This window comes from Streptomyces sp. NPDC093600, assembly GCF_044764755.1.
Lineage (GTDB): Bacteria > Actinomycetota > Actinomycetes > Streptomycetales > Streptomycetaceae > Streptomyces.
Window position 1 is genome coordinate 38,603 of record NZ_JBIWIU010000019.1, and the last position, 24,620, is coordinate 63,222.

Below are 24,620 nucleotides of genomic sequence, written 5' to 3' on the forward strand. Positions count from 1 at the left end.
GCGCCGACCACCATCCTCACGTCCGCCGCCGGCGCCCGGCCTCCTCCCTCGGCACGATCTCGTGCAGGGGAAGTCGATGACATTTGTCAGGCGGTTCGGGCGTGGGGCTTGTCAGTACCATTTCACATTACTATTTTACTGACCGTCCCGCGTGGCTCGCGCTCGTCAACTCCCTTGATTAGAAGGCGAGTTGATGTGCTGTGCCGCCACGCGGGTCGTCCTCTGATAGGCACCGCTCCCCACCTCCCCACAGGAGTCGCAGGTGTTGAAGCTCAGAACCATGCGCACATCACTGCTGTCCGCCGCCCTCGCCGCGATGACGCTCGGCTCCGTCGCCCCGAGCGCCCTCGCACAGGAGCCGGCCGCACGGGCGCCCCTCGCCGTGGCGGCGACGGCAGGACAGCCGAGCCCGCACGACGAGGTCGAACGGCTCGCCCGGGCACCGCGCCCGGTCCCCCGACCCACCATCGGACCCGGAGAGTCGACGGAGCCCCGCGTCCCCGGCGTGCGAACCCCGCGGCGCGCCGCGGCGGAGCGCGGCCGGCTCCGAGGCGCCGTCCCCTGCGACCTGGGCCGGGTCAGCACCCTCGGCCCCGAGCAGTTCGCCGACTTCCTCGCCGACCCGGCCGTCACCGCCGACGGCTGTCTGCGCGAGCTCATCTGGACCTGGGACGCCCGGCTCACCCCGGTCATGTCCGACGCCCACGTCCAGGCCGTCGGCCGCCGCATATCCGCGGGCGCCGCCGCCCACGACGGCCGCAACGGCAGCCACCTCCTGGAGATGTTCACCTACCTCCACGCCGTCGCGTACCACGACTTCTCCCGCGACGAGATCGACATCACGGACGCCCCGACCGTCGAGGTGCTGCGCCGTGCCATCGCCGACTTCGGCGCGGCCCCCCGGACCTTCGACGTCACCGGCTCCAACGCCGACACCCTCCGCGAGGCGCTCTACACCGGCAGCGCCCCCGGCCTGCGCTCGCACCAACTCGGGCTCATCGGACGGGTCCTGGCCACCATGGACGCGTCCCACCCGGCCCAGCACCGCGACCCCGCCTGGGGCAACGCCGCCCTCGCCGCGCTCTCCGTGAACTACCTGGGCGTGTACCCCGGCAACCGTGACGTCGCCTTCCACCGTGCGGCGGCACAGGACTCCGCGTACCGCGAGGCCTTCAAGCGGTTCGCCGGCCACGTCCACCTCAAGGACACCCCGAACGCGTGGGTGGTCCGTGACGCCCTCGCCGAGTACGGCCGCTTCGGCCAGATCGAGGGGCTCAGAAACGTCATCGTCCCCGACCTCGGGGCGCTCCTCGACCCCGTCGCACGCGACTTCGGCCGGGGCAGCGCGCCCTGGGCCGGACTGGTCGGCTGGCTCAACTTCTACGAGGCGTGCCGGCCGTACGGCGTGTGCAAGGCCGACATCGAGCGGCAGATCTTCCCGCACACGTACAGCTACGACAACGGAGCCATCAAGGTGCGCACCGGCCTGGACCGGGCCACCGTCGACCAGCTCTACTACGCCTCCAAGCAGGTCAAGGCGCAGTTCCACCGGGTCCTGGGCACCGAGGTGCCGCTGAGCGGCGACCCCAACAGCAGCCTGAACATCCTGCTGTACGCCTCCCGCGCCGACTACGAGAACTACCACCCCATCCTCACCGGCATGGACACCGACAACGGCGGCATCTACATCGAGCGCGGCGCCACGTTCTACACCTACCAGCGGCGCGTCCCGCAGGACTCCCGCCTCACGCTGGAGGAGCTCTTCCGGCACGAGTACGTGCACTACCTCAACGGCCGCTTCGCCGTGCCCGGCTTCTTCGGAGAAGGCAGCTGGTACGAGGACGACCGCACCACCGCGATGGACGAGGGCACCGCCGAGTTCTTCGACGGAGCCACCCGCGACGACGGAATCGCCGTCCGCAAGTCCCTGGTCCAGAGCGTCATCGCCGACACGGCGCGGGGCGGCCCCCGGATGACGGTCGACCAGCTCCTGCACGCCACCTACGCCGGGGACGGATTCCGCTTCTACGCGTACGCCGGCACGTTCTTCGAGTTCCTCTGGATCCAACGGCCCGCGACCCTGCGGGAGATGTACGGGCACCTGCGCGCCGACGACCCGGCGGCGTTCGACGCCTGGCGTCAGCGGCTCGGGCGCGACGCCGCGCTCCAGCGCTCCTACGACGCGTTCCTCGACGCGCAGATCGCCAAGGTCGACGAGCTGTTCGTACCGAACACCACCTACACGCCCAACGAGCGGCTGCGCGACACCACCGCCGCCGCGGTGCGCACCTCGTTCGCCGAGGCCACGTACAGCACGCCGCGGTGTGTGGAGAACGGCGATCCGGCCATGCGGCGCTTCATCTGCACGGGAATGATCACCGCCAACCTCAGCGACGCCGCGAGCCCGGACCAGGTCTTCCGGGACATGTCCGAGACGGTCGACTACTTCCTGCTCGACCGGGCCGCTACCGGCTCCACCAACCTCGCCGACATGAACTGCTCCTTCGGCGCCGTCGAGATCTGGCGGAGCGGCCGGGCCGGCACCTCTCCGTACACCTGCGAAGGACCGCTCCGCAGCTGAACCGACCGCGGGCGGAAGGGCCCACACCCCGGAGGGAGGCGGACTCGTCCGCCTCCCTCCGTCGCCTCCCGGGCCGCCACCGTTCGATGGCACACTGGCTGCCGATCGTCCCGAGGAGAGTCCACCGTGCCGCTCATCCGCAACATCCGGCGCACCGTCCGACGTGCCTACCGGCGGACCGTCGACCTCAGCCACCCCGCGCGCTCGCCGCTGGGCAGCTCGGTGGTCAACTGCGTCCTGTACGAGGACGGCGCGCGGCAGCAGGGTGCCTGCCCGGCGCCCGAGGCGGTGCGGCGGGTCCGCAAGTCGGGTGACGGGTTCGTCTGGATCGGGCTGCACGAGCCGTCCGTCGAGGAGTTCGCCGAGCTCGCGGAGTTGTTCGGTCTGCACCCCCTGGCCGTCGAGGACGCGGTCCACGCCCATCAGCGGCCCAAGCTCGAACGGTACGACGAGACGCTGTTCGCCGTGTTCAAGACGGTCCGCTACGTCGAGCACGAGGAGCTCACGGCCACCAGCGAGGTCGTGGACACCGGTGAGCTGATGGTCTTCACCGGCGCCGACTTCGTCATCACGGTCCGGCACGGCCGCCATGGCTCGCTCGGCCCCCTGAGGGAGGCCCTGGAGTCCGACCCCGAGCAGCTCGCCAAGGGGCCCGCTGCGGTCCTGCACGCCATAGCCGACCATGTGGTGGACGACTACCTGGCCGTGGCCGACGCCGTGCAGAACGACATCGACGCCGTCGAGACCGCCGTCTTCAGCGAGCAGGCCTCACGCGGCGACGCCGGCCGCGTCTACCAGCTCAAGCGGGAACTCCTCGAACTGAAGCGGGCCGTGACCCCGCTGGACCGCCCGCTGCAGACGCTGGCCGCCCGGCCGCTGCCCCTGATCGGCCCGGACATCCAGCCGTACTTCCGTGACGTCGGCGACCACCTGTCGCGGGTCACCGAGCAGATCACGTCGTTCGACACCCTCCTGGACTCCATCCTCCAGGCCCACCTCGCGCAGGTGACGGTCGCCCAGAACGAGGACATGCGCAAGATCACGGCCTGGGCGGCGATCATCGCCGTACCCACGATGGTGTGCGGTGTGTACGGCATGAACTTCGAGCACATGCCGGAACTGCGCTGGACCTACGGCTACCCGCTCGTCGTGGGGGTGACGGTCGTGGCCTGTCTCCTGCTCCACCGCAGCTTCCGGCGCAACGGCTGGCTCTGAGCGACGCGGGTCACGCCCGCCCACCGGAGGGGTGCGGTGAAATGGCGGCCCCCCGGGTGGGATGGCAGAGTCGAGGGGATCATCCGAGACGAGGTGTCCATGCCGCGATCCCAGGCGCCGCTTTTCGTCATGGACGGTCGTGGGCTGGTGCTGCGCTGGAGCGCGAGCGCCGCCGGACTGTTCGGGTACCCGGCACAGGACGCCGTGGGCAGACCCGCGATGGAGGTGCTGTCCGGCGCCTCGTCCCTCGGCGGCTGGCGCGTCGGTCCCCTGTCGCCCGGGTCCGACGGGCCCGACTGGGGCGTGTGGGCCACCGGGCCGGACGAGGACTCCGGCGGGCTCGACCAGGCCGTCCTCGACGCCGTCTTCACCCAGTCCTCCGTGGGACTGCACGTACTCGACCCGGACCTCCGGGTCCTGCGCGTGAACACCGTGGCCGTCGGCATGCGCGGGCTGCCCGAGGACCGAATCCTGGGCCGCCCCGTCACCGAGGCGTACGAACGGTACAGCCCCGACATCACCGAGAGCGTCCTGCGCGAGGTCCTGGCCACGGGGCGCCCGCGCCGCGGCGTCCTCGTACGCGGCCGTCCCCCCACCGACCCGCACCGCGAGCACGTCTTCTCGACCTCCGCCTACCGGATCCAGGACCGGTCCGGCCGGCCCCTCGGCGTGGTGGCGACCGCCGTGGACGTCACCGAGCGGGAAGGCGCACAGTCCCGGCTGCGCCTGCTGCACGCCGCCCACGAGAGGATCGGCCGCAGCCTGGACGTGCTGCGTACGGCGCGGGAGCTGGTCGACGTGACGGTCCCGGCGTTCGCCGGCTCCGTGCTCGTCGCCCTGACGGACGCCGTCCTGCGCGGCGAGGACCCCGAACTCCTGCCGAAGGAGGGCCTGCCCCTGCTGCGCTGCGCGGCGTCGGCGGGACAGTACGCCGGCGGGACACCCAAGGTCGGCTCGGTCCTGCTCCCCGGCCTCTTCGGCGACACCCTGCCCGAACGACCGGCCCTGCTGCCCCCGGAGCCCGACCACCCCGACCACTCCACGCTGGTGGCTCCGCTCACCGTACGCGGCCAGATCTTCGGCGTCGTCGCCTTTCAGCGGCCCTCCGCCACGGAGCCGTTCGACCACGACGACCTGGCACTCGCCGACGGAATCGCCGCCCATACGGCGACCTGCCTGGAGAACGCCCTCCGCTTCACCCGCGAACACATCGTCATGACCGCTCTGCAGGGCTGGCCCCTGCGACCGGCGAAGGCGACCCGGAGCGCCCTCGAGGTCGCACAGCGGCACCGGCCCGGCGGCACCGGCGCCGGTTCGTGGTTCGACGTGATCCCGCTGCCCGGCGCCCGGGTGGCGCTCGTCGTGGGACAGGTCGAACAGCCGGGCATCAGCGCCGTGGCGACCATGAGCCAGCTCAGAACGGCCGTGCACAGCCTGACCACGCTCGACCTCGATCCCCACGAACTGCTCGCCAGGCTCCACACCACGACCCTCCGGCTCGCCCAGGAGCAGGGCAAGGTGCCCGGCATCGAGGAGCCCACGGCCCGCTGCACCTTCGTGGTCCACGACCCGGTCACCGGGCGGATCGACGTCGCCCGGGCGGGGTCGTCGCTCCTCGGCGTCGTCCGCCCGGACGGGACGATCGACCCCGCACCGGTGACCGCCGGGCCCCTGCTGGGCGCCGGCGGCCCCCCTTTCGCCTGTGCCGAGCTCACACTCCCGCCGGGCAGCACGCTGTGCCTGGCCTCCGACGACGCGGCACCGGGGACCAGCCGCTCGACCGAAGTCCTCGCGGAGGCGCTCGCCCACCCGGAGCGGAGCCCCGAACGCATGGCCGACGACGTCGAGAGACTCCTGCCTCCGGACGCGGTGCTCCTCGTCGCCCGGACGCGGCGCCTCCCCGAGTCGGAGCTGGCGCAGTGGGACGTCCCCGCCGACGCCTCGGCCGTCGGCCGCGCCCGCCACGACGTCGACCGGCGCCTGAAGGAGTGGCGCTCACCGGTCGATCCGTTCGTCGTGGAACTCGTCGTCAGCGAACTCCTCACCAACGCCGTCCGCTACGGTTCCGCGCCCATCACCCTGCGCCTGATCAGGGGCGAGCACACGCTCACCTGCGAGGTGACCGACAGTGCCCTGACCGCCCCGAACCTGCGCCATGCCAAGGCGAGCGACGAGGGCGGACGCGGACTCCACATCTGCGCGAGCCTGACCGAGAGCTGGGGCGTGCGGTACTCGGCCGGAGACAAGACGGTCTGGGCGGAGATCGCCGAGCGCGCGACGCTGTAGCCGGTTGCCCGGTTCTCCCACGTCCCGGCGCCGGACACCTCGCAGCGGCTACGGTGGTCGGAAGATCGTTCGGAAGGAAGCAACCGGATCATGGGACTCTTCGACGCCCCCCGCTCTATGGAGCGTTCACGATGACGGCGACCGACGAGCCGCACGTGCTGCTGCGTACCGAAGGGCGTGCCGGCTTCATCACCCTGAACCGGCCGCGGGCCATCAACGCGCTCACCCACCCCATGGTGTTGCGCATCGACGAGGCGCTGACCGCGTGGGAACGCGACCCCGCCGTCGAGACCGTCGTCATCGACGGCGCGGGGGAACGGGGACTGTGCGCGGGCGGCGACATCCGGGCCATCCACGACGACGCCCGCGCCGGCGGCTCCGCCTCGCCCGGCTTCTGGCGCGACGAGTACCGCCTGAACGCCCGGATCGCCCGCTTCCGCAAGCCGTACGTCGCGTTCATGGACGGGATCGTGATGGGCGGCGGAGTCGGCGTCTCGGCCCACGGATCCGTCCGGATCGTCACCGAGCGCTCCCGGGTGGCCATGCCGGAGACGGGCATCGGCTTCGTGCCCGACGTCGGCGGAACGTATCTGCTGAGCCGGACGCCGGGGGAACTCGGCACCCACCTCGCCCTCACCGGCACCCCCGTCGGCGCGGCGGACGCGCTGCTGACCGGCCTGGCGGACCACGTCGTACGGTCGGAGGACCTGCCCCGGCTGGCGGCGGAACTCACCCGCGCGCCCGCGCACGAGGTGGTGCCGGGCTTCGCCCGGACCCCGGAGGCCTACGCCGGCGAGCTGGCCGCTCAGCGGGAGTGGATCGACGCCTGCTACGCGGCGGACACGGTCGAGACCGTGATCGACCGGCTCCTCGACTTCGGAGCACCGGAGGCGAAGGAGGCCGCCACGACGCTCCTCGGCAGGTCGCCGACCGCGCTCAAGGCCACCCTCGCCGCTCTCCGCCGCGCCCGGCGGCTCGACTCCCTGGAGTCCGTCCTCGACATGGAGTTCCGGCTCTCCTGCGCCGCCCTCTCCTCCCACGACCTCGTCGAGGGCATCCGCGCGCAGGTGGTGGACAAGGACCGCGACCCCCGCTGGTTCCCGTCCGAGCTCTCCGCGGTGACCGACGAGGCCGTGGCCCGCTGGTTCGCCCCGCCGCGCACCGGAGACCTGGGCCTGGCGGCGGGCACACCGGCCTCCTAGTGCCGCATCAGGCGACGTCCGCCCTGTCGACGACCGCGCGCAGGCGCCGGTCGTCGACAGGGCGGTTTCGCCAGATGATGTAGCGGCGGATCACGCTGCCCTGCTCCTTGTGGCGGGCGTGGTCGGTGCCGTCGAGGGTGAACACAAGGTGGCGCTAGCCGGAATTCAGAACCTCGTCGTCCGCGTGCGTGCCGAACTCGGCGACGCGCACCTCCGCGATGTGCTCGTACCGGCTGATCCGTTCGGTCCACTCCGCGTCGACGCCGAACGCCACCCGCGCGAAGCCCACCCGCCTGACGGCCTCGGCCAGGCCCGGATCGCCAGGCGCCAGCAGCCGCACCGGCGCGTCGAGCGCCACGGTGTGCGGCGGCACGAAGTACTCGTCCGGCAGAACGGTGCGCGCATGGACGAGCGCGCCGACAGCGACAACCGAGCCGGCCCCCAACCGTGCGCACTGCAGGACCGTCGCCGCGGTCGCCACATAGGCGCACCTGCCGACCTCGCAGCCCAGCAGCGTGGCATGCGGCCCCACGAAGACGTGGTCGCCGACAAGCACCGGCTGATCGCCGGCGACCGCAGACCCGCGCAGCACCGCGTTCTCGCAGATCACCGCCGCCTCCCCGACCTCGATCCGGGACCCCTCGGCATCGAGCACCGCACCGTACATCACCCGCGCCCTCGGCCCCACACGGACATCACCGACGAGCGTGGCCGTCGGGGCGACGTAGGCGGTGGGATGGACCTGCGGTTCACACCCGCGGTGCCGGATGCGGATTCCCTGCGTGTCAGCGATCATGAGCGGATTCTCGCCCGACCGACCGCGAGCATGCTGGCGGATTTCCGACATCGCGTTCGCCGGGCCATCCTCGGCTGATACGGCCCTAGTCCGGGGGTTCCGGTACCGGCTTGTCACCGGGGCCGGGGCCGGGGTCGGGGCCCGGGTCGGATTCCGGGGTCGTGGTCGGGGGCGTCTCCGACGGCTCGGCGGGCCGCGGGTCGCGGGGGACCGGATCGGGCTCGGACGGCGTGGGGCCGGGGTTCTCGGGTTCCTGGTCGCTGGTCCGGTCGGTCATGGCGTCGCCTCGTTTCATCCTGGTACTCCGTCCTGGTACTCGTCGTCGTGCGTCTCCAGCGGCCGGGTCGCCGGCCCCTGGAGCACGCTCCCGTCGGCCGCGAAGCGTGAGCCGTGGCAGGGGCACTCCCAGGTCTGCTCCGCGTCGTTGAAACCGAGCTCGCACCCCATGTGCGTACACCGCAGGTGGGAGCGGCCCGCGACATAGTGCCGGGCCACCGTGGCCTGGGCCCTGGCGACGGCGGGCACGTCCCTCAGCGGAAGGTGGCGGCGTGGGTCGAAGAGATCGGTCCAGGCGGGCCGGGGTCCGCCGCGGATGTGCGCGGCCAGCAGGCGGCCCGCCATCACGCCGTTGCTCATGCCCCAGCCGCCGAAGCCGGTGGCCACGTAGACATGCTGGGTGTCCGGGTGTTCGTGCCCCACGTACGGGAGGTGGTCACCGGACCGCACGTCCTGCGCCGCCCACCGGTATCCGGTCTCCGCGTCGGCGAACCCGGGCAGGTGCTCACAGGCCCAGGAAACGAGCCGGCCGTACCGCTCCTCGACGTGGCCGGCGCCCGGCTCGAACGCCTCGCCGGTGACGATGAGCAACCGGCGCCCCTCGCCGTAGGGGGCGGTGCGCACCGAACGCGTACGGTCCTCGGGGGTGAGGTACATGCCCGACGGCGCCTTGGCCGCGTCGACCGGCGCTGCCACCACCAGCTCCCGCAGCACGGAGAGCCTGGCCATGACCGACGCGTGGAGGGTCACCGGATAGTTCGTGGCGACGACCACGTCGCGGGCGTGGACCGTGGCACCCGTGTCGGTGGTGAGCCGGCAGTCGGCCAGCTCCCGCACGCGCGTCACCCGGGTGTGCTCGTGGATCGCACCGCCCCGCGCGAGGATGTCCTCGGCGATCCCCAGGAGGAACTTGCGGGGGTGGAAGAGGAATTGGTCCTCCACACGGACGGCGGCGGCGACGGGGAAGGGGAGATCCGTCTCGGTGACGTACGAGGCTTCGAGGCCCGCCTCCCGCGCGGCGGTCGCCTCCGCCCTGACCTCCTCCGCCCGCCGAGCGTCGGTGACGTAGGTGAACGCGGGGGCGCGTTCGAGCTCGCCGTCGATGCCCAGCTCGGCGCAGAGGTCAGCCACCTGACGGAGCGCCTCCTGCTGGGAGAGCGCGTACAGTTCGGCGGCGTCCTTGCCGTGGGTGTCGCGGAGCCGGGCGTAGGTGAGGCCGTGCAGCGCGGTGAGCTTGCCCGTGGTGCTGCCCGTGACCCCCTGGGCGATGCGATCGGCTTCGAGGAGTACGACGGTGCGGCCGGCGAGGACGAGTTCATGGGCGGTGCACAGGCCGACGATGCCGCCGCCGATGACGACCACGTCGGTCGTGAGGTCGTCCTGGAGTGCGGGACGGCCCTCGGCGGGGGCGCTGAGGGTCCAGTAGGACCGGTCGGTCATCGTGCTCGGCATGGTGGGAAGCCCCTGTCGCGCGGTGAGTCCTTCGACGTCGGCCGTGGCGTGACATGTCCGTCGCTCGGTGTCTCGCCTCCGGCGCCTTCCCGCGCCGCCCGGGACTATGCGCGAGCGGCCGAGGCGCCCCTCACCGGGCGCACACCGCCGTGCACAGCGTGGTCCTTCCGCGATCCGCCGGGAACCCGACCGGGGCGGGGATACGCTCCGGGGTTCGGGGCATCCGCGTTCCGTGGAGACACGACCCGACGCCGGCTCCCCGGCCGCACCCGACCTGGACGCCTTCACGGCGCTGCTCGACTACCCGATGTACGTGGTGACGGCGGCGGGGGAGGAGGACGGCGAGCTCGACGGCTGCCTCGTCGGCTTCGCCTCGCAGTGCTCGATCGGCCCGGCGCGGTTCGTGGTCTGGCTGTCGCGGGAGAACCGTACGTACCGGGCCGCCTGCCGCGCCTCCCACCTGGGCGTCCACGTGCTGAGCCGGGCGCGGAGCGACCTGGCGCGGTGGTTCGGGGAGCGGACGGGGGACGACACCGACAAGTTCGCCGAGGTCGACTGGCGGCCCGGGCCGGGCGGCGCGCCCGTGCTGCGTGGCGCCCGGGCGTGGTTCGTCGGCAGGGTGCTGGACCGGTTCGAGGGCGGGGACCACGTCGGTTTCCTGCTCGCACCGGTCACCGAAGGCTCCGCCGATGCCGATGACTCCGCTGACCCGGACGATGTCGCCGATGCCGCACGCCCCGGGCTCCTCCGCCTGAGCGACGTCGAGCACTTCTCACCCGGGCACCCGGCCTGAGACCGGCCCGTACCGTCACCGCCCGCGCACGGGGTGCCGACCGCACCCCCTTCCTCAGTGGTTCGTCAGCTCCCCGCTGAGCCTGCCGTGCAGCTGCGCGCTGCGGTCGTCCAGGCCGGTGATCTCGACCGTCTTGCCGTACCGGCCGTACTTCGTCTCGATGGCATCGAGCGCCGCGACGGAAGAGGCGTCCCAGACCCGGGCGGCGCTCAGGTCGATGACGACCTTGTCGGGGTCGTTCACGTAGTCGAACTGTCCGACCAGGTCGTTGGAGGAGGCGAAGAACAGCTGTCCGGTGACCCGGTAGACCGCGGTGGTCCCGTCCGGATCGGTCACGGAGGCGACCTCGGCGAGATGGGCGACCCGCTTGGCGAAGATGACCATGGCGGTGACCGAGCCGACGACGACGCCGATGGCGAGGTTGTGGGTGGTGACCACGACCGCGACCGTGGCGAGCATGACGACGATCTCGCCCGCCGGCATCCGCTTCAGCGTCTTCGGGGCGATGGAGTGCCAGTCGAAGGTGGCGAACGACACCATGATCATCACGGCGACGAGCGCGGCCATGGGGATGTCGGAGACGATCGGGCCGAAGACGATGCACAGGACCATCAGGAACGCGCCGGCGAGGAAGGTGGAGAGCCGGGTGCGGGCACCGGAGACCTTCACATTGATCATGGTCTGGCCGATCATCGCGCAGCCGCCCATACCGCCGAAGAAGCCGGTCACGATATTGGCGACGCCCTGCCCGACGGACTCCCGGGTCTTGCTGGAGTGGGAGTCGGTGATCTCGTCGACCAGCTTCGCCGTCATCAGCGACTCCATCAGGCCGACCAGCGCCATCGCGAAGGCGTACGGCGCGATCGTCGTCAGCGTGTCCAGGGTGAACGGCACGTCCGGCAGCCCCGGCACCGGCAGGGACGACGGCAGGGCGCCCTTGTCGCCGACCGTCGGCACCGCGATTCCGGCCGCGAGGGTGATCACGGTCAGGATGACGATGGAGACCAGCGGAGCCGGTACCACAGTAGTGATCTTCGGGAAGAACACCATCAGGGCCAGCCCGCCGATGATCAGCGGATACACCGCCCAGGGGACGTCCCGCATCTCGGGGATCTGCGCCATGAAGACCAGGATCGCGAGGGAGTTGACGAAGCCGACCATCACGGAGCGGGGGATGAACCGCATCAGCTTCGCCACGCCGAGCGCGCCCAGGACGATCTGGAAGACACCGGCGAGGATGACGGCGGCGATCAGGTGACCGAGGCCGTGCTCGCGGTTCAGCGGTGCGATGACGAGGGCGACGGCACCGGTGGCGGCGGAGATCATCGCCCGCCGGCCGCCGACGACGGAGATCACGACGGCCATGGTGAAGGAGGCGAAGAGTCCGATCGCCGGGTCGACACCGGCGATGATCGAGAACGAGATCGCCTCGGGGATCAGCGCGAGGGCGACCACCAGGCCGGCCAGTACCTCGGTACGCCAGACCTTCGGATCGTTCAGCCACGCGGGGCGCAGGCCGCGCAGGCGGCCGACGGGAGAGGCGGGGGCAGCGGAGGATGACAAAGGAGCGAAGGACCTGTCGTGCTCGGGCGCGCCCCGCTCCGGGCAGGCCGGGGCGCACGGGAAGACGCGGAAGGCCGGGCCGGCACCCCGCGAACGGCCCGCTACGACGGGCCGGAGGTCAGAGGAGACGGAGCGGGGCGGCGGCGTGGGCCGGCGCCGGGCTCATGTCCGGGGGCGCGAGGTCACGGCGGACAGGCGGCGGCGCGGGGCCGCGTCGGCTCGCGCACGCTCTCTCCCGGGAAGAATCGGATCCTGACCGGGGACGTCTTCGGACCCGGCGATCGACTGAGGCGGGGCGGCGGTGAGCCGCCCCAGGCCCTCACCACTGTACCCGCCGACCGCCCCTCACTCGCCGGTGGGGGCCGCCGTGGCAGTCGGAGGAACCCGGGGATTCGGGCGGTGAGCGAGGGGCATGCGTCCCGTATCAGCTGATAAGCCCCTCTCGGGAAGGTGTGGCGATGGAGCACCGTGACGCAGAACCGAATCCGGCCGAGCGCTACCCGCGGCCGGAATTCCCCGCCCAGGACCAGGACTATCCCGGATGGACCGGGCCGATGGACCCGCCGCCCGACCACGGCGAGACGAGTTACCACGGCCACGCCCTGCTCTATGACCGCAAGGCGCTCATCACCGGCGCCGATTCCGGCATCGGCCGGGCCGTGGCCCTCGCCTTCGCGCGCGAAGGCGCCGACATCGTCTTCACCCATCTCCCGGAGGAGCGGTCCGAGGCGGAGGAGACACAGCGGCTCGTCGAGGACGCGGGCCGCAAGGCGGTGGCCGTGCAATGCGACATCCGCGAGGAGGGCCAGTGCGCGGAGCTCGTCACGCGCGCCGTCGAGGAACTGGGCCGCATCGACATCCTCGTCAACAACGCGGCCTATCAGATGTCCCAGCCCGACGGCATCCAGGCCATCACGACCGAACAGTTCGACCGCGTCCTGCGGACCAATCTCTACGGCATGTTCTGGCTGACGAAGATGTCCCTGCCCCACATGCCCAAGGGCGGCGTCGTCATCAACTCCACCTCGGTCCAGGCCTACCAGCCCAGCCCGCATCTGCTCGACTACGCGATGACCAAGGGCGCCATCGTGACGTTCACCCAGGGACTCGCCCAGATGCTCGCCCCCGACGGCATCCGGGTCAACGCCGTGGCCCCCGGACCCGTGTGGACCCCCCTGATCCCGGCGACCCTCCCCGACACCGTCGAATTCGGCAAGCAGTCGCCCCTCGGCCGGCCGGCCCAGCCCGTGGAGATGGCTCCCGCCTACGTCTTCCTCGCCTCCCCGCAGGCGAGCTACATCACCGGCGAGATCGTCAACGCGACCGGTGGCACCCCGCTGCCCTGACGGGAAACGCCCGGGTGTGAAGTGCCGATAAGGGGGAAGGCGAGCCACGTCCCCCCACGGGATGGCCCTCGGTCGTGTCCGGAAAGTCTCGCCTGGTCTGCGACTCCCTGAGGCCCCCCGGGAGCGGCCCCACCGATCCCCTTCCGGTGGGGCCGCCCCCTGGGACGTCACACGAGCGTGTCCCCGTCACACGAGCGTGTTCCCGCGCGCCAGGAGCAGCGCCAGATCCGCCGCGGCCACGCACACCGCCCCCGCGAACGCCGCCTTGCGCCAGTACCGGCCCAGGAGCGGTCCGGCGAAACCGACGAGGGCCACGCCCACGAGGACCGTCATCCGAGGACCGTCGAACGCCGCGCCCCCGGGGCCCAGGAGCAGCACCGCGGACGCCGCCGTCAGCGGGACCGGCAGCGCCAGCCGGGTGCCGGCGACCCCCAGCCGGTGCGGCAGTCCACGGACACCGGTCACCTCGTCGTCGGCGATGTCCGGGAGCGCGTCCGCCAGATGGGCCGCGACGCCCAGCAGGGCCCCGGCGGTCATGGCCCACCAGGCGGGCCACGGGTGGCCGGGCAGGCTCAGGGTGACGACCGCAGGCAGACCACCGAAGCCGATCACGTACGGCAGCCAGGACAGCGCGGTCGCTTTCAGCCGTACGTTGTACAGCCAGGCGGCGGCGACCGCGGCCAGGTGCACCGTACCGGCGAGAGCGCCGCACGCCAGGGACAGCGGCACACACAGGACGAGCGCGGTGAACGCGGCGCCCCACACCTCGCGGGGGGACACCGCACCGCCGGCCGCCGGCTTGCCCCGGCGGCCGACCTGGGCGTCGCGCCGGGCGTCGACGGCGTCGTTGCACCAGCCGACCGAGAGCTGCCCGGTCAGCACCGCGCACCCGACGAGGAAGCAGCGCGCGGGACTCAGCCCCGCGCCGACGCAGAGCGCGACGGTCATCGCGGAGACCGCCGCCACCGGCCCGGGGTGGCACGACAGCACCAGAGCCGCCACCCGGCCGAGCGGCCGCGACGCCGAAACGCCGCGCCTCCTCGGTCGCTCCACGGTGTCCATCGGCCGATCGTAGGGGGCCGGACCCGGAGGAACTTCGACAAACACGGCTGAACACGGCGGACGCGCGAGCGATATGCGCCCTTCATCCCGCTGCCGGGGGCAGGATGGCGCCCATGACGCCTCCCTCCCAGGAGTCGGGATGACCCGGATCGCAGCCGTGCACGGCGTCGTCCCGCCCCACCGCCACCCGCAGCGCGACGTGACCGAGATGGTGGCGCGCACCTGTCTTCCCCCGGGCGCCGACCGGCGGGTCCTGGACCGGCTCCACCGCAACGCGCGCGTGGACACCCGGCACACGGTGCTCCCCCTGGAGCGCTACGGCGCACTCGACGGCTTCGGAGCGGCCAACGACGTGTTCATCGACGCGGCCGTCGACCTCGGGGCGCGGGCGCTGCGCGGCGGGCTGCGGGACGCGGGGCTGCGGCCCGCCGACGTCGACCTGCTGATGTTCACCTCCGTCACCGGAGTGGCCGCGCCCTCCGTCGACGCCCGGCTCGTCGGCCGCCTCGGCCTGCGCCCCGACGTCAAACGCATCCCCGTCTTCGGCCTGGGCTGTGTCGCGGGCGCCGCCGGCGTGGCCCGGCTGCACGACTACCTCCGCGGCTGGCCCGACCACGTGGCCGTCCTCCTCTCGGTCGAACTTTGCTCCCTCACCTTCCAGGGCGAGGACGCCTCGCCCGCCAACCTGGTGGCGACCGCACTCTTCGGCGACGGCGCCGCGGCCGTCGTCGCCACCGGCGGCCACCGCGCCGTGCCCAGCCCGCCGACCGGACCGGAGATCGTGGCCACCCGCAGCCGGATGTATCCGGACAGCGAGGGCGTGATGGGCTGGGAGATCCGTGACTCGGGCTTCAAGGTCGTCCTCGATCCCCGCGTGCCCGATGTCGTCCGCCGCTATCTCGCCGACGATGTCGGGGAGTTCCTGGGGGAGCACGGCCTCAAACCGAAGGACATCGCGCACTGGGTCTGCCACCCGGGCGGCCCCAAGGTCCTGGACACCGTCACCGAGGTGCTCGAACTGCCCGAAGGCGCCCTCGACATCACCTGGCGCTCGCTCGCCGAGGTGGGGAACCTCTCCTCCTCGTCGGTGCTGCACGTCCTCAGGGACACGCTGGAACAGCGGCGGCCCGAGCCGGGAACCCCCGGACTCCTCATGGCCATGGGCCCGGGGTTCTGCTGCGAACTGGTGCTGCTGCGCTGGTAGGACGGAGGACACATGATCTGGTACACCGGCCTGGTACTGGCCGTCGCGGTGGAACGCCTCGCCGAACTCGCCGTCGCACGGCGCAACACCCGCTGGAGCATGGCCAGGGGCGGCACGGAGTGCGGCCGCGGCCACTACCCGGCGATGGTCGCCCTGCACACCGGCCTGCTGGCGGGCTGTCTCGCCGAAGTCGCCCTGGGCGACCGCCCGTTCACCCCGTGGCTCGGGTGGACCATGGTGGCCGTCGTCCTCGCGGCGCAGGCGCTGCGCTGGTGGTGCGTTCGTACGCTCGGACACCGCTGGAACACCCGTGTCATCGTCGTTCCGGGGCTGCCCCTCGTCACCGGCGGGCCGTACCGGTGGTCGCGCCACCCCAACTACGTCGCCGTCGCCGCCGAAGGACTGGCGCTGCCGCTGGTCCACGGCGCATGGGCCACGGCGACGGCCTTCACCCTGCTCAACACCGTCCTCATGGCCGTCCGCATCCGCTGCGAGGACCGAGCGCTGGCCAGCGTCGGGCACCCCGACGGCGCCGCCCGCCCGACAGGCGCGACCGGCACGATCGACGGAGCGGACGTACGGGCGTGATCGACGTCCTCGTGGCGGGCGGCGGCCCCGCCGGCCTGGCGGCCGCGATCCAGGCCGCCCGGGCGGGCATGGAGGCGGTCGTCGTCGAACCACGGGCCTACCCCGTCGACAAGGCCTGCGGTGAGGGGATCATGCCCAGCGGCGTGGCGGCGCTAGACGAGCTGGGCGTGACCCGCCCGCCCGGCCACGAGCTGCGCGGAATCCGGTACACCGACGGCACGCACACCGCGCAGGCCGCCTTCCGCGACGGCCACGGGCTCGGGGTACGGAGGCTCGCGCTCCACACGGCCCTGCACCGACGGGCCGTGGAGCTCGGAGTCCGCCTCCTGCCCGGAAAGGTGGGCGGGATCCACCAGGACCACGACACGGTCAGCGCCGCCGGAATGACGGCGCGCTGGCTGATCGCCGCCGACGGCCTGCACTCACCCGTGCGGCGGTACCTCGGCCTCGATCTCGCCGGAAGCGCGCCCCGGCGCTACGGCATGCGCCGCCACTACCGGATCGCGCCGTGGACGGACTTCGTGGAGGTGCACTGGTCCCGCCACGCCGAGGCGTACGTGACACCGGTCGGTGACGGCCTGGTGGGAGTCGCCGTGCTCAGCCGGGACCGCCGCCCGTACGACGAGCACCTGGCGGCCTTTCCCGCCCTCGCCGCCGCACTGCGAGGACGGGAGGCGGGTCCCGTTCGCGGAGCGGGACCGCTGCGTGCGCGGGCACGGAGCCGGCGGGCCGGACGCGTCCTGCTGATCGGTGACGCGGCCGGCTATGTCGACGCGCTGACCGGAGAGGGCATCGCCCTGGCGACCGCCACGGCCACCGCGGCCGTCGCCTGCCTCGCCGTGGGACGGCCCGAGGACTACCCCGCCCACTGGGCACGCCTGACGCGCCGCCACCGGCTGCTCACCGAGGCGCTCCTGCGTGCGACCCGGCACGCCGCCGGCTCGCGCCTGATCGTCCCCACGGCCCGCCGCGTACCGGTGCTGTTCCGGGCGGCGGTGCACGCCCTGCAGTAGCCGGCGCCGGCCTCGGCGATCGAGGAGGACGAACCCTCGGCCGGGCCGGAAGGCTCCGAATGACCGGTTTATCGGGCGGGTGTCGCAAAGTCTCCTGGCACGTGCGCGCTTCGGTGTCCCGGATCGGTATAAAGGGGCGCATGGGAAGCGTCGAACGCTACGAGCTGACATTTCCGGTCTCGGGCGACTCCATCGTGGTCACCCGCACCGACCGGACGGGCGCGGGTGGGCACCCCGTGTACGCCGACGAGACCGGCATCGTCCAGGCCGAGATCAACGACGAGGGCCAGGTCCGGATGGTGGCCAGCGGCGGCCACCAGCGCCACGACGTCCCCTCACGCGCGACCCCCTTGCCCTGAGCACCGGATCGTCCGCCCGCCCCGCCCGGGCGTCTTGACGCGCCCGTCAGGCGGCCGGGACGACCGGCTCGCCCAGACGTTCGGCGGCGGTCCGCCAGGCCGCCGTCACCGCCGCGTGGGCGTGCGCGGTCCGATCGGTGCCGTCGCCCGTCAGCACGACCGGAGCCCCGATGTGGACATGGAGACCGGGGCGGCGCAGCGGGGCGGTCACGAGACCCGCGACCTGCTTCGTCCGGCTGCCGGAGGTGATGCGGCGGGCACCTGCCTGGCCGAGGGGGACGAGCGGTGCTCCGGTGTGCTGAACGAGCCGCGCGAGCCCGCTGCGGAAGGGCTCGGGGGCGGCTTCTCCCGCGTCCCGGCGCCGCGGGAGCCCGCCCTCGCCGTAGATGAGGACGATCCGGCCCCGGGAGAGGGCCTCGGCCGCGCCGGACAGGGAGTCGGCGGCCCGACGGTCCCCGCGGTGGACGGGAATGTGCCCCTCCCGGGCCAGCGCCCGCCCGAACAGCGGGATCCGCCACAGGCCGGCGGTCGCCAGGACGACCGGTTCGACGCCGAGGCGGCGCAGCGCCGCCAGGACGACGGCCGGATCGGCGAGCGAGGTGTGGTTGGCGGCGATGACGCTGCCGGGAGCGAACGCGGCACCGGCGTCGGCGGTGACGGTCAGACGGCCCACGGCGGGCACCAGGACGTCGGCGATGCGGCTGAGCATGGGCGGTTCTCCTGGACTCGGCGGTGGTGGGCACCATCGTCGGTCCGGGACGGCCGGCGGGCGTGAGTACCGGTACTCAACCGGCCCGCCCGACGTACCCAGCGGGCCGTCGGGCGGGGAGCGGGAGCGGCGGGGCGCCTACTCGAAGGGCGTGGTGTCGCCCGCTCCTCTGCGTACGATCTCCACCCCGTCACCGGAGAAGTCGATGACGGTGGTCGGCTCGGTCCCGCAGTCACCGGAGTCGAGGACGGCGTCGACGACGTGGTCGAGCCGTTCCTTGATCTCCCAGCCCTGGGTCAGCGGGTCGGTCTCGTCGGGCAGCAGCAGCGTGCTGGAGAGCAGGGGCTCGCCGAGTTCGGCGAGGAGCGACTGGGCGACGACGTGGTCGGGGATCCGGACGCCGACGGTCTTCTTCTTCGGATGCAGCAGCTGGCGCGGCACCTCCTTCGTCGCGGGCAGGATGAAGGTGTAACTGCCGGGCGTGGCCGCCTTGATCGCGCGGAAGACGTTGTTGTCGATGTGCACGTACTGGCCCAGCTGCGCGAAGCTCTCGCAGACCAGGGTGAAGTGGTGACGGTCGTCGAGGTTCCGGATGGACCTGATGCGGCTGATGCCGTCGCGACTGCCCACACGGCACCCCAGTGCGTAGCAGGAGTCCGTCGGGTAGGCGACGAGCGCGCCGGAGCGGATGCTGTCGGCCACGGCGCCGATCGTGCGCGGCTGAGGATTGTCGGGGTGGACGTCGAAGTACTTCGCCATCCGCCGAGTCTAGGGGACCGGGTGTCCCGCCCCGTCGCCCCGTTGACGTGGGACGTCGGTGTGTGGCAGGGGCGGGGGATGGTGCCGTCCCCCCCGCCCCGCCCGTCAGCGGTGGTTCAGCCAGCCCGCGGCCGGCAGCAGCCTGCTGTCGTAGTCGAAGAGGGCCTGGTTCTCCCAGCCGTTGCCGGAGGAGGGATCGGCCGGATCCCAGCCGTTGCCCGGGACGGCGGTCCAGGTGGGCTCCCAGTACACGACACCGAGGCCCCGGCCGTTCGGCACGGCCTCGACCACGTTCATCACATCCCGCAGCCACGCCGCCTGACCCGCGGTGCTCGCCGGGTAGCCGGGAACCAGTTCCGCGGTGGTGTCGATGATGTTCTCGTGGCCGTCCTCGCTGTCCAGCCGGAAGGGGTACGCGGTCTCGACGACCAGGACCCGCTTGCCGTAACGGGCCGAGATGTCGTCGAGGTTGGCCTGCAGCGAGGAGAGCGGCCCGTGCCAGTAGCCGTAGAAGGACAGGGCGATCACGTCGTACGCGACGCCCTGCGCCTTCGCGTTGTCGAACCACCAGCGGTACAGGGCGTTGTCACCGCCGTGGGCCAGGTGGAGGGCGATCTGCGTGGTGGAGGAGACCGCCTTTGCGGCGGAGGCGCCGGACTTCAGCAGACCGGCGAGCTGGGACCAGTTGTTCGTGGAGCCCTCCGGCCACAGCATGCCGGTGTTGATCTCGTTGCCGATCTGCACCATGTCGGCGGTCGTGCCCTGGGCCTTGAGGGCGTTGAGGACGTCGTACGTGTGCTGGTACACGTACGTGGTGAGCTGACTGTAGGAGTGGCCCGCCCAGGCGGCCGGCTTGGTCTGGGCGCCCGGGTCGGCCCAGATGTCGGAGTAGTGGAAGTCGACCAGGACCTTCATGCCCTGGGCCTTGATGCGCTTGGCGGTCGACAGCACCCGGGCCTTGTCGTTGTAGCCGTCGGCCGGGTTCACCCACACCTTGAGCCGTCCGTAGTTGGCGCCCGCCGACTTCAGGATGGACAGGGCGTCACCGGTGGTGCCGCCGCTCGTACGGTAGGTGCCACCGAGGTCCTCGCTCTTCTTCAGCGTGGAGACGTCGACGCCCTTCACCGCGAGCCCGGTCCTGCCGGAGGTGAGGGAGAGGTCGTCGACGTTGATCCAGTTCCCGGCTCCAGCATCGGAGTTGACGCTGATCGTGCACTGGCCGCCGGTCACCGCGACCGACGTCACCAGACGTATCCAGGCACCGTCGGGGGTGGGCGGAAGATCCGTGCGCTGTTCGGCCGAGCCGCAGTTGCGCAGGGCGAGGTACGCGGAGTTCTGTCCGCCGCTCGAACGCACCCAGGCGCTGAGCGTGTAGGGGCCGTCGGCCAGCCCCGACAGGTACTGGTACGTCTCCACCTTGTACGCGGACGACGACCAGTGGGTCAGGCGGTGACCGCCGCCGCGTCCGCCGGACTCGGTGAACGAGGCGGCGTTCTGGCCCGCCGCCGAGTAGGTGGACCAGCCCGACGGAGTCGCGGTGCCGACGCCGTCGCTCTCGAATCCGGCGTTGGTGAGCGTGGCGGCGGCCCGCGCCTGCGGGGCCGGCAGCGCGGCGAGGAGCAGAGTGGCGAGCGAGGCGGCGGCGGCCGCCCGCAGCAGGCGGAGGCCGTGCCCGGTTCTGCGTGTACCTGCCATACGTGTGCGCGGGGTGCGTGGTGCGACGTACATCGTCGGTCCCTTCGACGGTGGAGGGAGAGGGAGGTGGTGCCCTGCACCCGGGGGCGGCCGCGTGGCACGGCCGCGCCCGGGGAGTCCGGTGGGGTCAGGCGTCCAGCCGTACGACGCGGACCGCGCCCGCCGGGACGGCCAGCTGCCCGTCGGCGCGTTCCCCGCCGAGGAGTTCGGTGCCGGGGGCGTCCAGCGGCACCTTGGCTTCGTCGGCGGTGTGGTTGAGCACGAACAGGTAGTCGCCGCTCTCGCCGGAGCGGCGCACGACCTCGACGTCGCGGGGGAGCGTGTCACGGGAGTCGATGCCGGCGTCCTCGCAGGCGGCGCGGAGGACGGTGTCCAGCGCCGTGGCGTCCAGCCGGGTGGAGACGTACCAGGCGGTGCCCCGGCCGAGGCGGTGGCGGGTGACGGCGGGGCGCCCGACCGCCGGGCCGTCCGCGTAGGTCCAGACGGTCTCTGCTCCGCGCGGCACGACGAACTCGGTCCACACGTCGGCGGGCAGGGAATCACCGGCCGGGCCGGTGATCCGTACGCTCTCGCCCGCGCCGAGCGGCGACCACTCCTCGACGGTCAGACCGAGGACGTCGCGCAGCGCGCCCGGGTAGGCGCCGGGGTGCACGGCGTCGTGCTCGTCGACGATCCCGGAGAAGTACGAGACGACGAGGGTGCCGCCGTTCTCGACGTACGACCGCAGATTGAGCCCGGCGGCCTCGGTGACGAGGTAGAGCGCCGGGACGACGACCAGGGGGTAGGCCGACAGGTCGGCCTCCGGGTGGGCGAAGTCGACGGTCAGATGCCGGTCGTAGAGGCTTTCGTAGAAGCTGTCGGCCCGCTCCCGGGCGTCGTGGTCCTCGCTGGGACGCCACTCCAGGCCCTGCGCCCACCAGGACTGCCAGTCCCAGACCATGGCGGCGTCCGGGACGGTCCGCGTACCGCGTACCTCGGCCAGTGTGCCGAGGTCGGCGCCGAGCGCCACGACCTCGCGCCAGATCCGGGAGTCGGTGCCGGCGTGCGGCACCATCGAGGAGTGGAACTTCTCGGCGCCCCGCCGGGACTGGCGCCACTGGAAGAACATGGCGCCCTCGGAGCCGCGCGCGACGTGGGCGAGGGAGTTGCGGGCCATCTCGCCGGGCCGCTTGGCGGGGTTGCGGGGCTGCCAGCTGACACCGGACGTGGAGTGTTCGAGCAGCAGCCAGGGGGCGCCGCCGGCCACCGAGCGGGTGAGGTCGGCGGCCATGGCCAGGTTGACGTGGGTGCGGCGCCCGTCGGTGATCAGATAGTGGTCGTTGGTGACGAGGTCGACCTCGCGGCCCCAGGACCAGTAGTCGAGCGAGTCGCACTGGCTCAGCGCGGTCATGAAGTTGGTGGTGACCGGGATGCCGGGGGCGAGCCGGTGCAGGATGTCGCGCTCGCGGACGAAGTTCTCGCGCAGGGTGGCGTCGGCGAAGCGGCGGTAGTCGAGCTGTTGGGCCGGGTTGCCGACGGTGGGCGTGAGGCGGGGCGGGTCGATCTCCTCGTACGAGGCGTAGCGCTGGCCCCAGAAGGCCGTGCCCCAGGCGTCGTTGACGGCCTCGACCGATCCGTGGGCGGTGTCGAGCCAGCGGCGGAAGTGGGCGGCGCAGGTGTCGCAGTAGCAGGCGCTGACCGGGACGCCGTACTCGTTGTGCACGTGCCAGAGGGCGAGGGCGGGGTGGGTGCCGTAGCGCCGGGCGAGCTCGGTGGTGATCCGCGCGGCGGCCTCGCGGTACGCGGGGGAGCTGTGGCAGATCGCCCCGCGTGAGCCGAAGGCGTACCGCACGCCCTCGCGGGTCACCGGCAGGGCCTCGGGGTGGGCGCGGTAGAACCAGGCGGGCGGCGCCACCGTGGGCGTACCGAGGTCGACGCGGATCCCGTTCGCGTGCAGCAGGTCCAGGACGCGGTCGAGCCAGCCGAAGGTGTACGAGCCCGGTTCCGGTTCGAGCAGGGCCCAGGAGAAGATCCCGACGCTCACCATGGTGACCCCGGCCTCGCGCATCAGCCGGACATCCTCCTGCCAGACGCTTTCCGGCCACTGTTCGGGGTTGTAGTCCCCGCCGAAGGCGAGCCGGCGCAGGCCGTGGGGAGTGGTCTCCGGCATGAATCTCTCCTGGAACGTGGGAACGTCAAGGCGTTGGAACCTGAGGGGCTGTGAACGTACACACACCGCGTCTCGACGGCGCAACGCAACATAACCGCACAGGAACAACCATTGACAAGTGTCCGGAACGTTTCTCTACTGTGAACGCTCACAGATGCATGGCCGGTCTTCCCATGAGGGAGGGCCGCTCGTCAGGGGAGAGGCTCCATGCCCATCGTTTTGCGCCACCGCTTTGTCGCCGTCGCCGCCACCGCGACCGCAGTCGCCCTCGGCGCGACCGTGCTCACCGCCTGCGGCTCGTCCGAGGACGGCGAGCAGGCCCATTCCGGTCCCGTCTCGCTCACCTACTGGGCCTGGGCGCCCAACATGGACAAGGTGGCCGCCCTCTGGAACCGGAAGCACCCGGACATCAAGGTCACGGTCCAGAAGCAGGCGTCCGGCGACGACCTGGTGACGAAGATCATCACGGCGTCCAAGGCCCACCAGGCCCCCGACCTCGTGCAGGCCGAGTTCCAGGCCCTGCCCACGCTGGTGAGCAACGACGCGCTCGCCGACATCTCCGAGGAAGTCGGCGACGTCAAGGACGAGTTCGCCCCGGGCCTGTGGCAGCAGACCACGCTCGGCGGTGACGCCGTCTACGCCGTGCCCCAGGACTCGGGCCCGATGATGTTCTACTACCGCACCGACCTCTTCCAGCAGTACGGCCTGAAGGTGCCCACCACCTGGGACGAGTTCGCCGCCACCGCCAAGGCGCTCAAGGCCAAGGCCCCCGACAAGGCGCTGACGACCTTCTCCTCCAACGACTCCGGCCTCTTCGCCGGCCTCGCCCAGCAGGCCGGCGCCCGGTGGTGGACCACCGAGGGCCAGAAGTGGAAGGTCGGCATCGACGACCCGGCCACCCGGAAGGTCGCCGACTTCTGGGGCGGCCTCGTCGAGGAGGGCGTCATCGACAACCAGCCGATGTACACCCCCGCCTGGAACAAGGCCCTCAACACCGGGCAGCAGATCGGCTGGGTCAGCGCCGTCTGGGCGCCGGGCACCCTCACCACCGCCGCCCCCGACACCAAGGGCAAGTGGGCGATGGCCCCGCTGCCCCAGTGGGACACCACCAAGCCCGCCACCGGCAGCTGGGGCGGTTCCACCACCGCCGTCACCACCGACTCCAAGCACAAGGCCGCCGCCGCCGAGTTCGCCACCTGGCTCAACACCGACCCCGAGGCGCTCGCCGCGCTGGTGAAGGAGGCCGGCATCTACCCGGCCGCCACCGCCGCCCAGACCGGCGGAGCGCTCGCCAAGGCCCCGGACTTCTTCGCCAACCAGCCCGACTTCTACGCCCGGGCCGCGTCGATAGCCAAGACCACCGCGCCCGCCGCCTGGGGCCCGAACGTGAACGTGGCCTACACCTTCTTCAAGGACGAGTTCGGCAAGGCCGCCAAGGCGAAGACCAAGGCCCGCTTCGGCGACGCCCTGACCGCCATGCAGGCCGCCACCGTCGCCGACCTGAAGAAGCAGGGCTTCGAGGTCGCCCCGTGACGCAGCCCACCACGGGCGTGCGCCGGTCGTACGGGGCCG

At 72.2% G+C, this 24,620-nt stretch carries 20 protein-coding genes and 1 pseudogene; 11 read left to right on the forward strand and 10 right to left on the reverse strand.

All coding sequences use genetic code 11. From position 1 onward, the window contains the following. Positions 1-280: 280 nt before the first annotated feature. From ACIRB4_RS30450 to ACIRB4_RS30465, 4 genes are all read left to right on the forward strand, one after another. Positions 281-2,581 (forward strand): collagenase, encoded by a 2,301-nt coding sequence (locus tag ACIRB4_RS30450; protein WP_403295702.1) that lies wholly within the window; start codon positions 281-283, stop codon positions 2,579-2,581. Positions 2,582-2,707: 126 nt separating this feature from the next. Continuing rightward, positions 2,708-3,796: a magnesium and cobalt transport protein CorA gene (locus ACIRB4_RS30455; protein WP_403295704.1), complete on the forward strand. Its 1,089-nt coding sequence runs from the start codon at positions 2,708-2,710 to the stop codon at positions 3,794-3,796. A gap of 99 nt (positions 3,797-3,895) precedes the next feature. After that, positions 3,896-6,082 (forward strand): SpoIIE family protein phosphatase, encoded by a 2,187-nt coding sequence (locus ACIRB4_RS30460; RefSeq protein WP_403295706.1) that lies wholly within the window; start codon positions 3,896-3,898, stop codon positions 6,080-6,082. A gap of 131 nt (positions 6,083-6,213) precedes the next feature. Continuing rightward, positions 6,214-7,284 carry an enoyl-CoA hydratase/isomerase family protein gene (locus tag ACIRB4_RS30465; RefSeq protein ID WP_403295708.1) on the forward strand — a complete coding sequence of 357 codons (1,071 nt, stop codon included), beginning with the start codon at positions 6,214-6,216 and terminating at the stop codon, positions 7,282-7,284. 7 nt (positions 7,285-7,291) lie between these two features. On the opposite strand, the pseudogene ACIRB4_RS30470 reads toward ACIRB4_RS30465, so the two are convergent. The 4 genes and pseudogenes from ACIRB4_RS30470 to ACIRB4_RS30485 all read right to left on the reverse strand — a co-directional run. Then, positions 7,292-7,426: pseudogene (locus ACIRB4_RS30470) on the reverse strand (IS630 family transposase); the annotation flags it as partial. 12 nt (positions 7,427-7,438) lie between these two features. Then, on the reverse strand, positions 7,439-8,080 hold the full coding sequence (locus tag ACIRB4_RS30475; RefSeq protein WP_403295709.1) for a gamma carbonic anhydrase family protein: 642 nt from the start codon (positions 8,078-8,080) through the stop codon (positions 7,439-7,441). 85 nt (positions 8,081-8,165) lie between these two features. Next, positions 8,166-8,375 carry a hypothetical protein gene (locus ACIRB4_RS30480; RefSeq protein ID WP_403295710.1) on the reverse strand — a complete coding sequence of 70 codons (210 nt, stop codon included), beginning with the start codon at positions 8,373-8,375 and terminating at the stop codon, positions 8,166-8,168. After that, positions 8,372-9,808, reverse strand: a complete 1,437-nt coding sequence (locus ACIRB4_RS30485) for an FAD-dependent oxidoreductase (RefSeq protein WP_403295712.1) — start codon at positions 9,806-9,808, stop codon at positions 8,372-8,374. Before ACIRB4_RS30485 ends, ACIRB4_RS30480 begins: the two co-directional genes overlap by 4 nt. 307 nt (positions 9,809-10,115) lie before the next feature. Here ACIRB4_RS30485 and ACIRB4_RS30490 point away from each other — a divergent pair, with 307 nt between their 5' ends. Continuing rightward, on the forward strand, positions 10,116-10,601 hold the full coding sequence (locus ACIRB4_RS30490; protein WP_403295750.1) for a flavin reductase family protein: 486 nt from the start codon (positions 10,116-10,118) through the stop codon (positions 10,599-10,601). Between the two features lie 54 nt (positions 10,602-10,655). Here ACIRB4_RS30490 and ACIRB4_RS30495 read toward each other — a convergent pair whose 3' ends face one another. Next, positions 10,656-12,164: a SulP family inorganic anion transporter gene (locus ACIRB4_RS30495; protein ID WP_403295713.1), complete on the reverse strand. Its 1,509-nt coding sequence runs from the start codon at positions 12,162-12,164 to the stop codon at positions 10,656-10,658. A 458-nt stretch (positions 12,165-12,622) separates the two neighbouring features. Here ACIRB4_RS30495 and ACIRB4_RS30500 point away from each other — a divergent pair, with 458 nt between their 5' ends. Continuing rightward, the gene (locus tag ACIRB4_RS30500; protein ID WP_403295715.1) at positions 12,623-13,510 is read left to right on the forward strand and encodes an SDR family oxidoreductase; all 888 of its coding nucleotides are present in this window, start codon (positions 12,623-12,625) and stop codon (positions 13,508-13,510) included. A gap of 186 nt (positions 13,511-13,696) precedes the next feature. On the opposite strand, the gene ACIRB4_RS30505 is transcribed toward ACIRB4_RS30500, so the two are convergent. Beyond that, positions 13,697-14,572, reverse strand: a complete 876-nt coding sequence (locus tag ACIRB4_RS30505) for a UbiA family prenyltransferase (RefSeq protein ID WP_403295717.1) — start codon at positions 14,570-14,572, stop codon at positions 13,697-13,699. A gap of 139 nt (positions 14,573-14,711) precedes the next feature. Between ACIRB4_RS30505 and ACIRB4_RS30510 the strand changes: the two genes are divergently transcribed. The 4 genes from ACIRB4_RS30510 (at position 14,712) to ACIRB4_RS30525 (ending at position 17,736) form a co-directional block, all read left to right on the forward strand. After that, on the forward strand, positions 14,712-15,776 hold the full coding sequence (locus ACIRB4_RS30510; RefSeq protein ID WP_403295718.1) for a type III polyketide synthase: 1,065 nt from the start codon (positions 14,712-14,714) through the stop codon (positions 15,774-15,776). A 12-nt stretch (positions 15,777-15,788) separates the two neighbouring features. Further along, positions 15,789-16,364, forward strand: coding sequence for an isoprenylcysteine carboxyl methyltransferase family protein (locus ACIRB4_RS30515; protein WP_403295720.1), 576 nt, complete (start codon positions 15,789-15,791; stop codon positions 16,362-16,364). Beyond that, a complete protein-coding gene (locus ACIRB4_RS30520; RefSeq protein WP_403295722.1) occupies positions 16,361-17,377 on the forward strand; it encodes an NAD(P)/FAD-dependent oxidoreductase in 1,017 nt (338 codons plus the stop codon). The genes ACIRB4_RS30515 and ACIRB4_RS30520 overlap by 4 nt, the downstream gene beginning before the upstream one ends. A 140-nt stretch (positions 17,378-17,517) precedes the next feature. Beyond that, the gene (locus ACIRB4_RS30525; RefSeq protein ID WP_403295723.1) at positions 17,518-17,736 is read left to right on the forward strand and encodes a DUF6296 family protein; all 219 of its coding nucleotides are present in this window, start codon (positions 17,518-17,520) and stop codon (positions 17,734-17,736) included. Between the two features lie 46 nt (positions 17,737-17,782). On the opposite strand, the gene ACIRB4_RS30530 is transcribed toward ACIRB4_RS30525, so the two are convergent. The 4 genes from ACIRB4_RS30530 to ACIRB4_RS30545 form a co-directional block, all read right to left on the reverse strand. Beyond that, positions 17,783-18,445 carry a lysophospholipid acyltransferase family protein gene (locus ACIRB4_RS30530; protein ID WP_403295724.1) on the reverse strand — a complete coding sequence of 221 codons (663 nt, stop codon included), beginning with the start codon at positions 18,443-18,445 and terminating at the stop codon, positions 17,783-17,785. Between the two features lie 138 nt (positions 18,446-18,583). Further along, positions 18,584-19,204: an L-threonylcarbamoyladenylate synthase gene (locus tag ACIRB4_RS30535; protein WP_403295726.1), complete on the reverse strand. Its 621-nt coding sequence runs from the start codon at positions 19,202-19,204 to the stop codon at positions 18,584-18,586. A gap of 105 nt (positions 19,205-19,309) precedes the next feature. Next, complete coding sequence (locus ACIRB4_RS30540; protein WP_403295727.1) at positions 19,310-20,899, reverse strand: arabinogalactan endo-beta-1,4-galactanase; 1,590 nt, start codon at positions 20,897-20,899, stop codon at positions 19,310-19,312. A 127-nt stretch (positions 20,900-21,026) separates the two neighbouring features. After that, complete coding sequence (locus ACIRB4_RS30545; protein ID WP_403295729.1) at positions 21,027-23,048, reverse strand: beta-galactosidase; 2,022 nt, start codon at positions 23,046-23,048, stop codon at positions 21,027-21,029. A gap of 207 nt (positions 23,049-23,255) precedes the next feature. Between ACIRB4_RS30545 and ACIRB4_RS30550 the strand changes: the two genes are divergently transcribed. Continuing rightward, positions 23,256-24,581 carry an ABC transporter substrate-binding protein gene (locus ACIRB4_RS30550; RefSeq protein WP_403295731.1) on the forward strand — a complete coding sequence of 442 codons (1,326 nt, stop codon included), beginning with the start codon at positions 23,256-23,258 and terminating at the stop codon, positions 24,579-24,581. Positions 24,582-24,620: the final 39 nt, after the last annotated feature.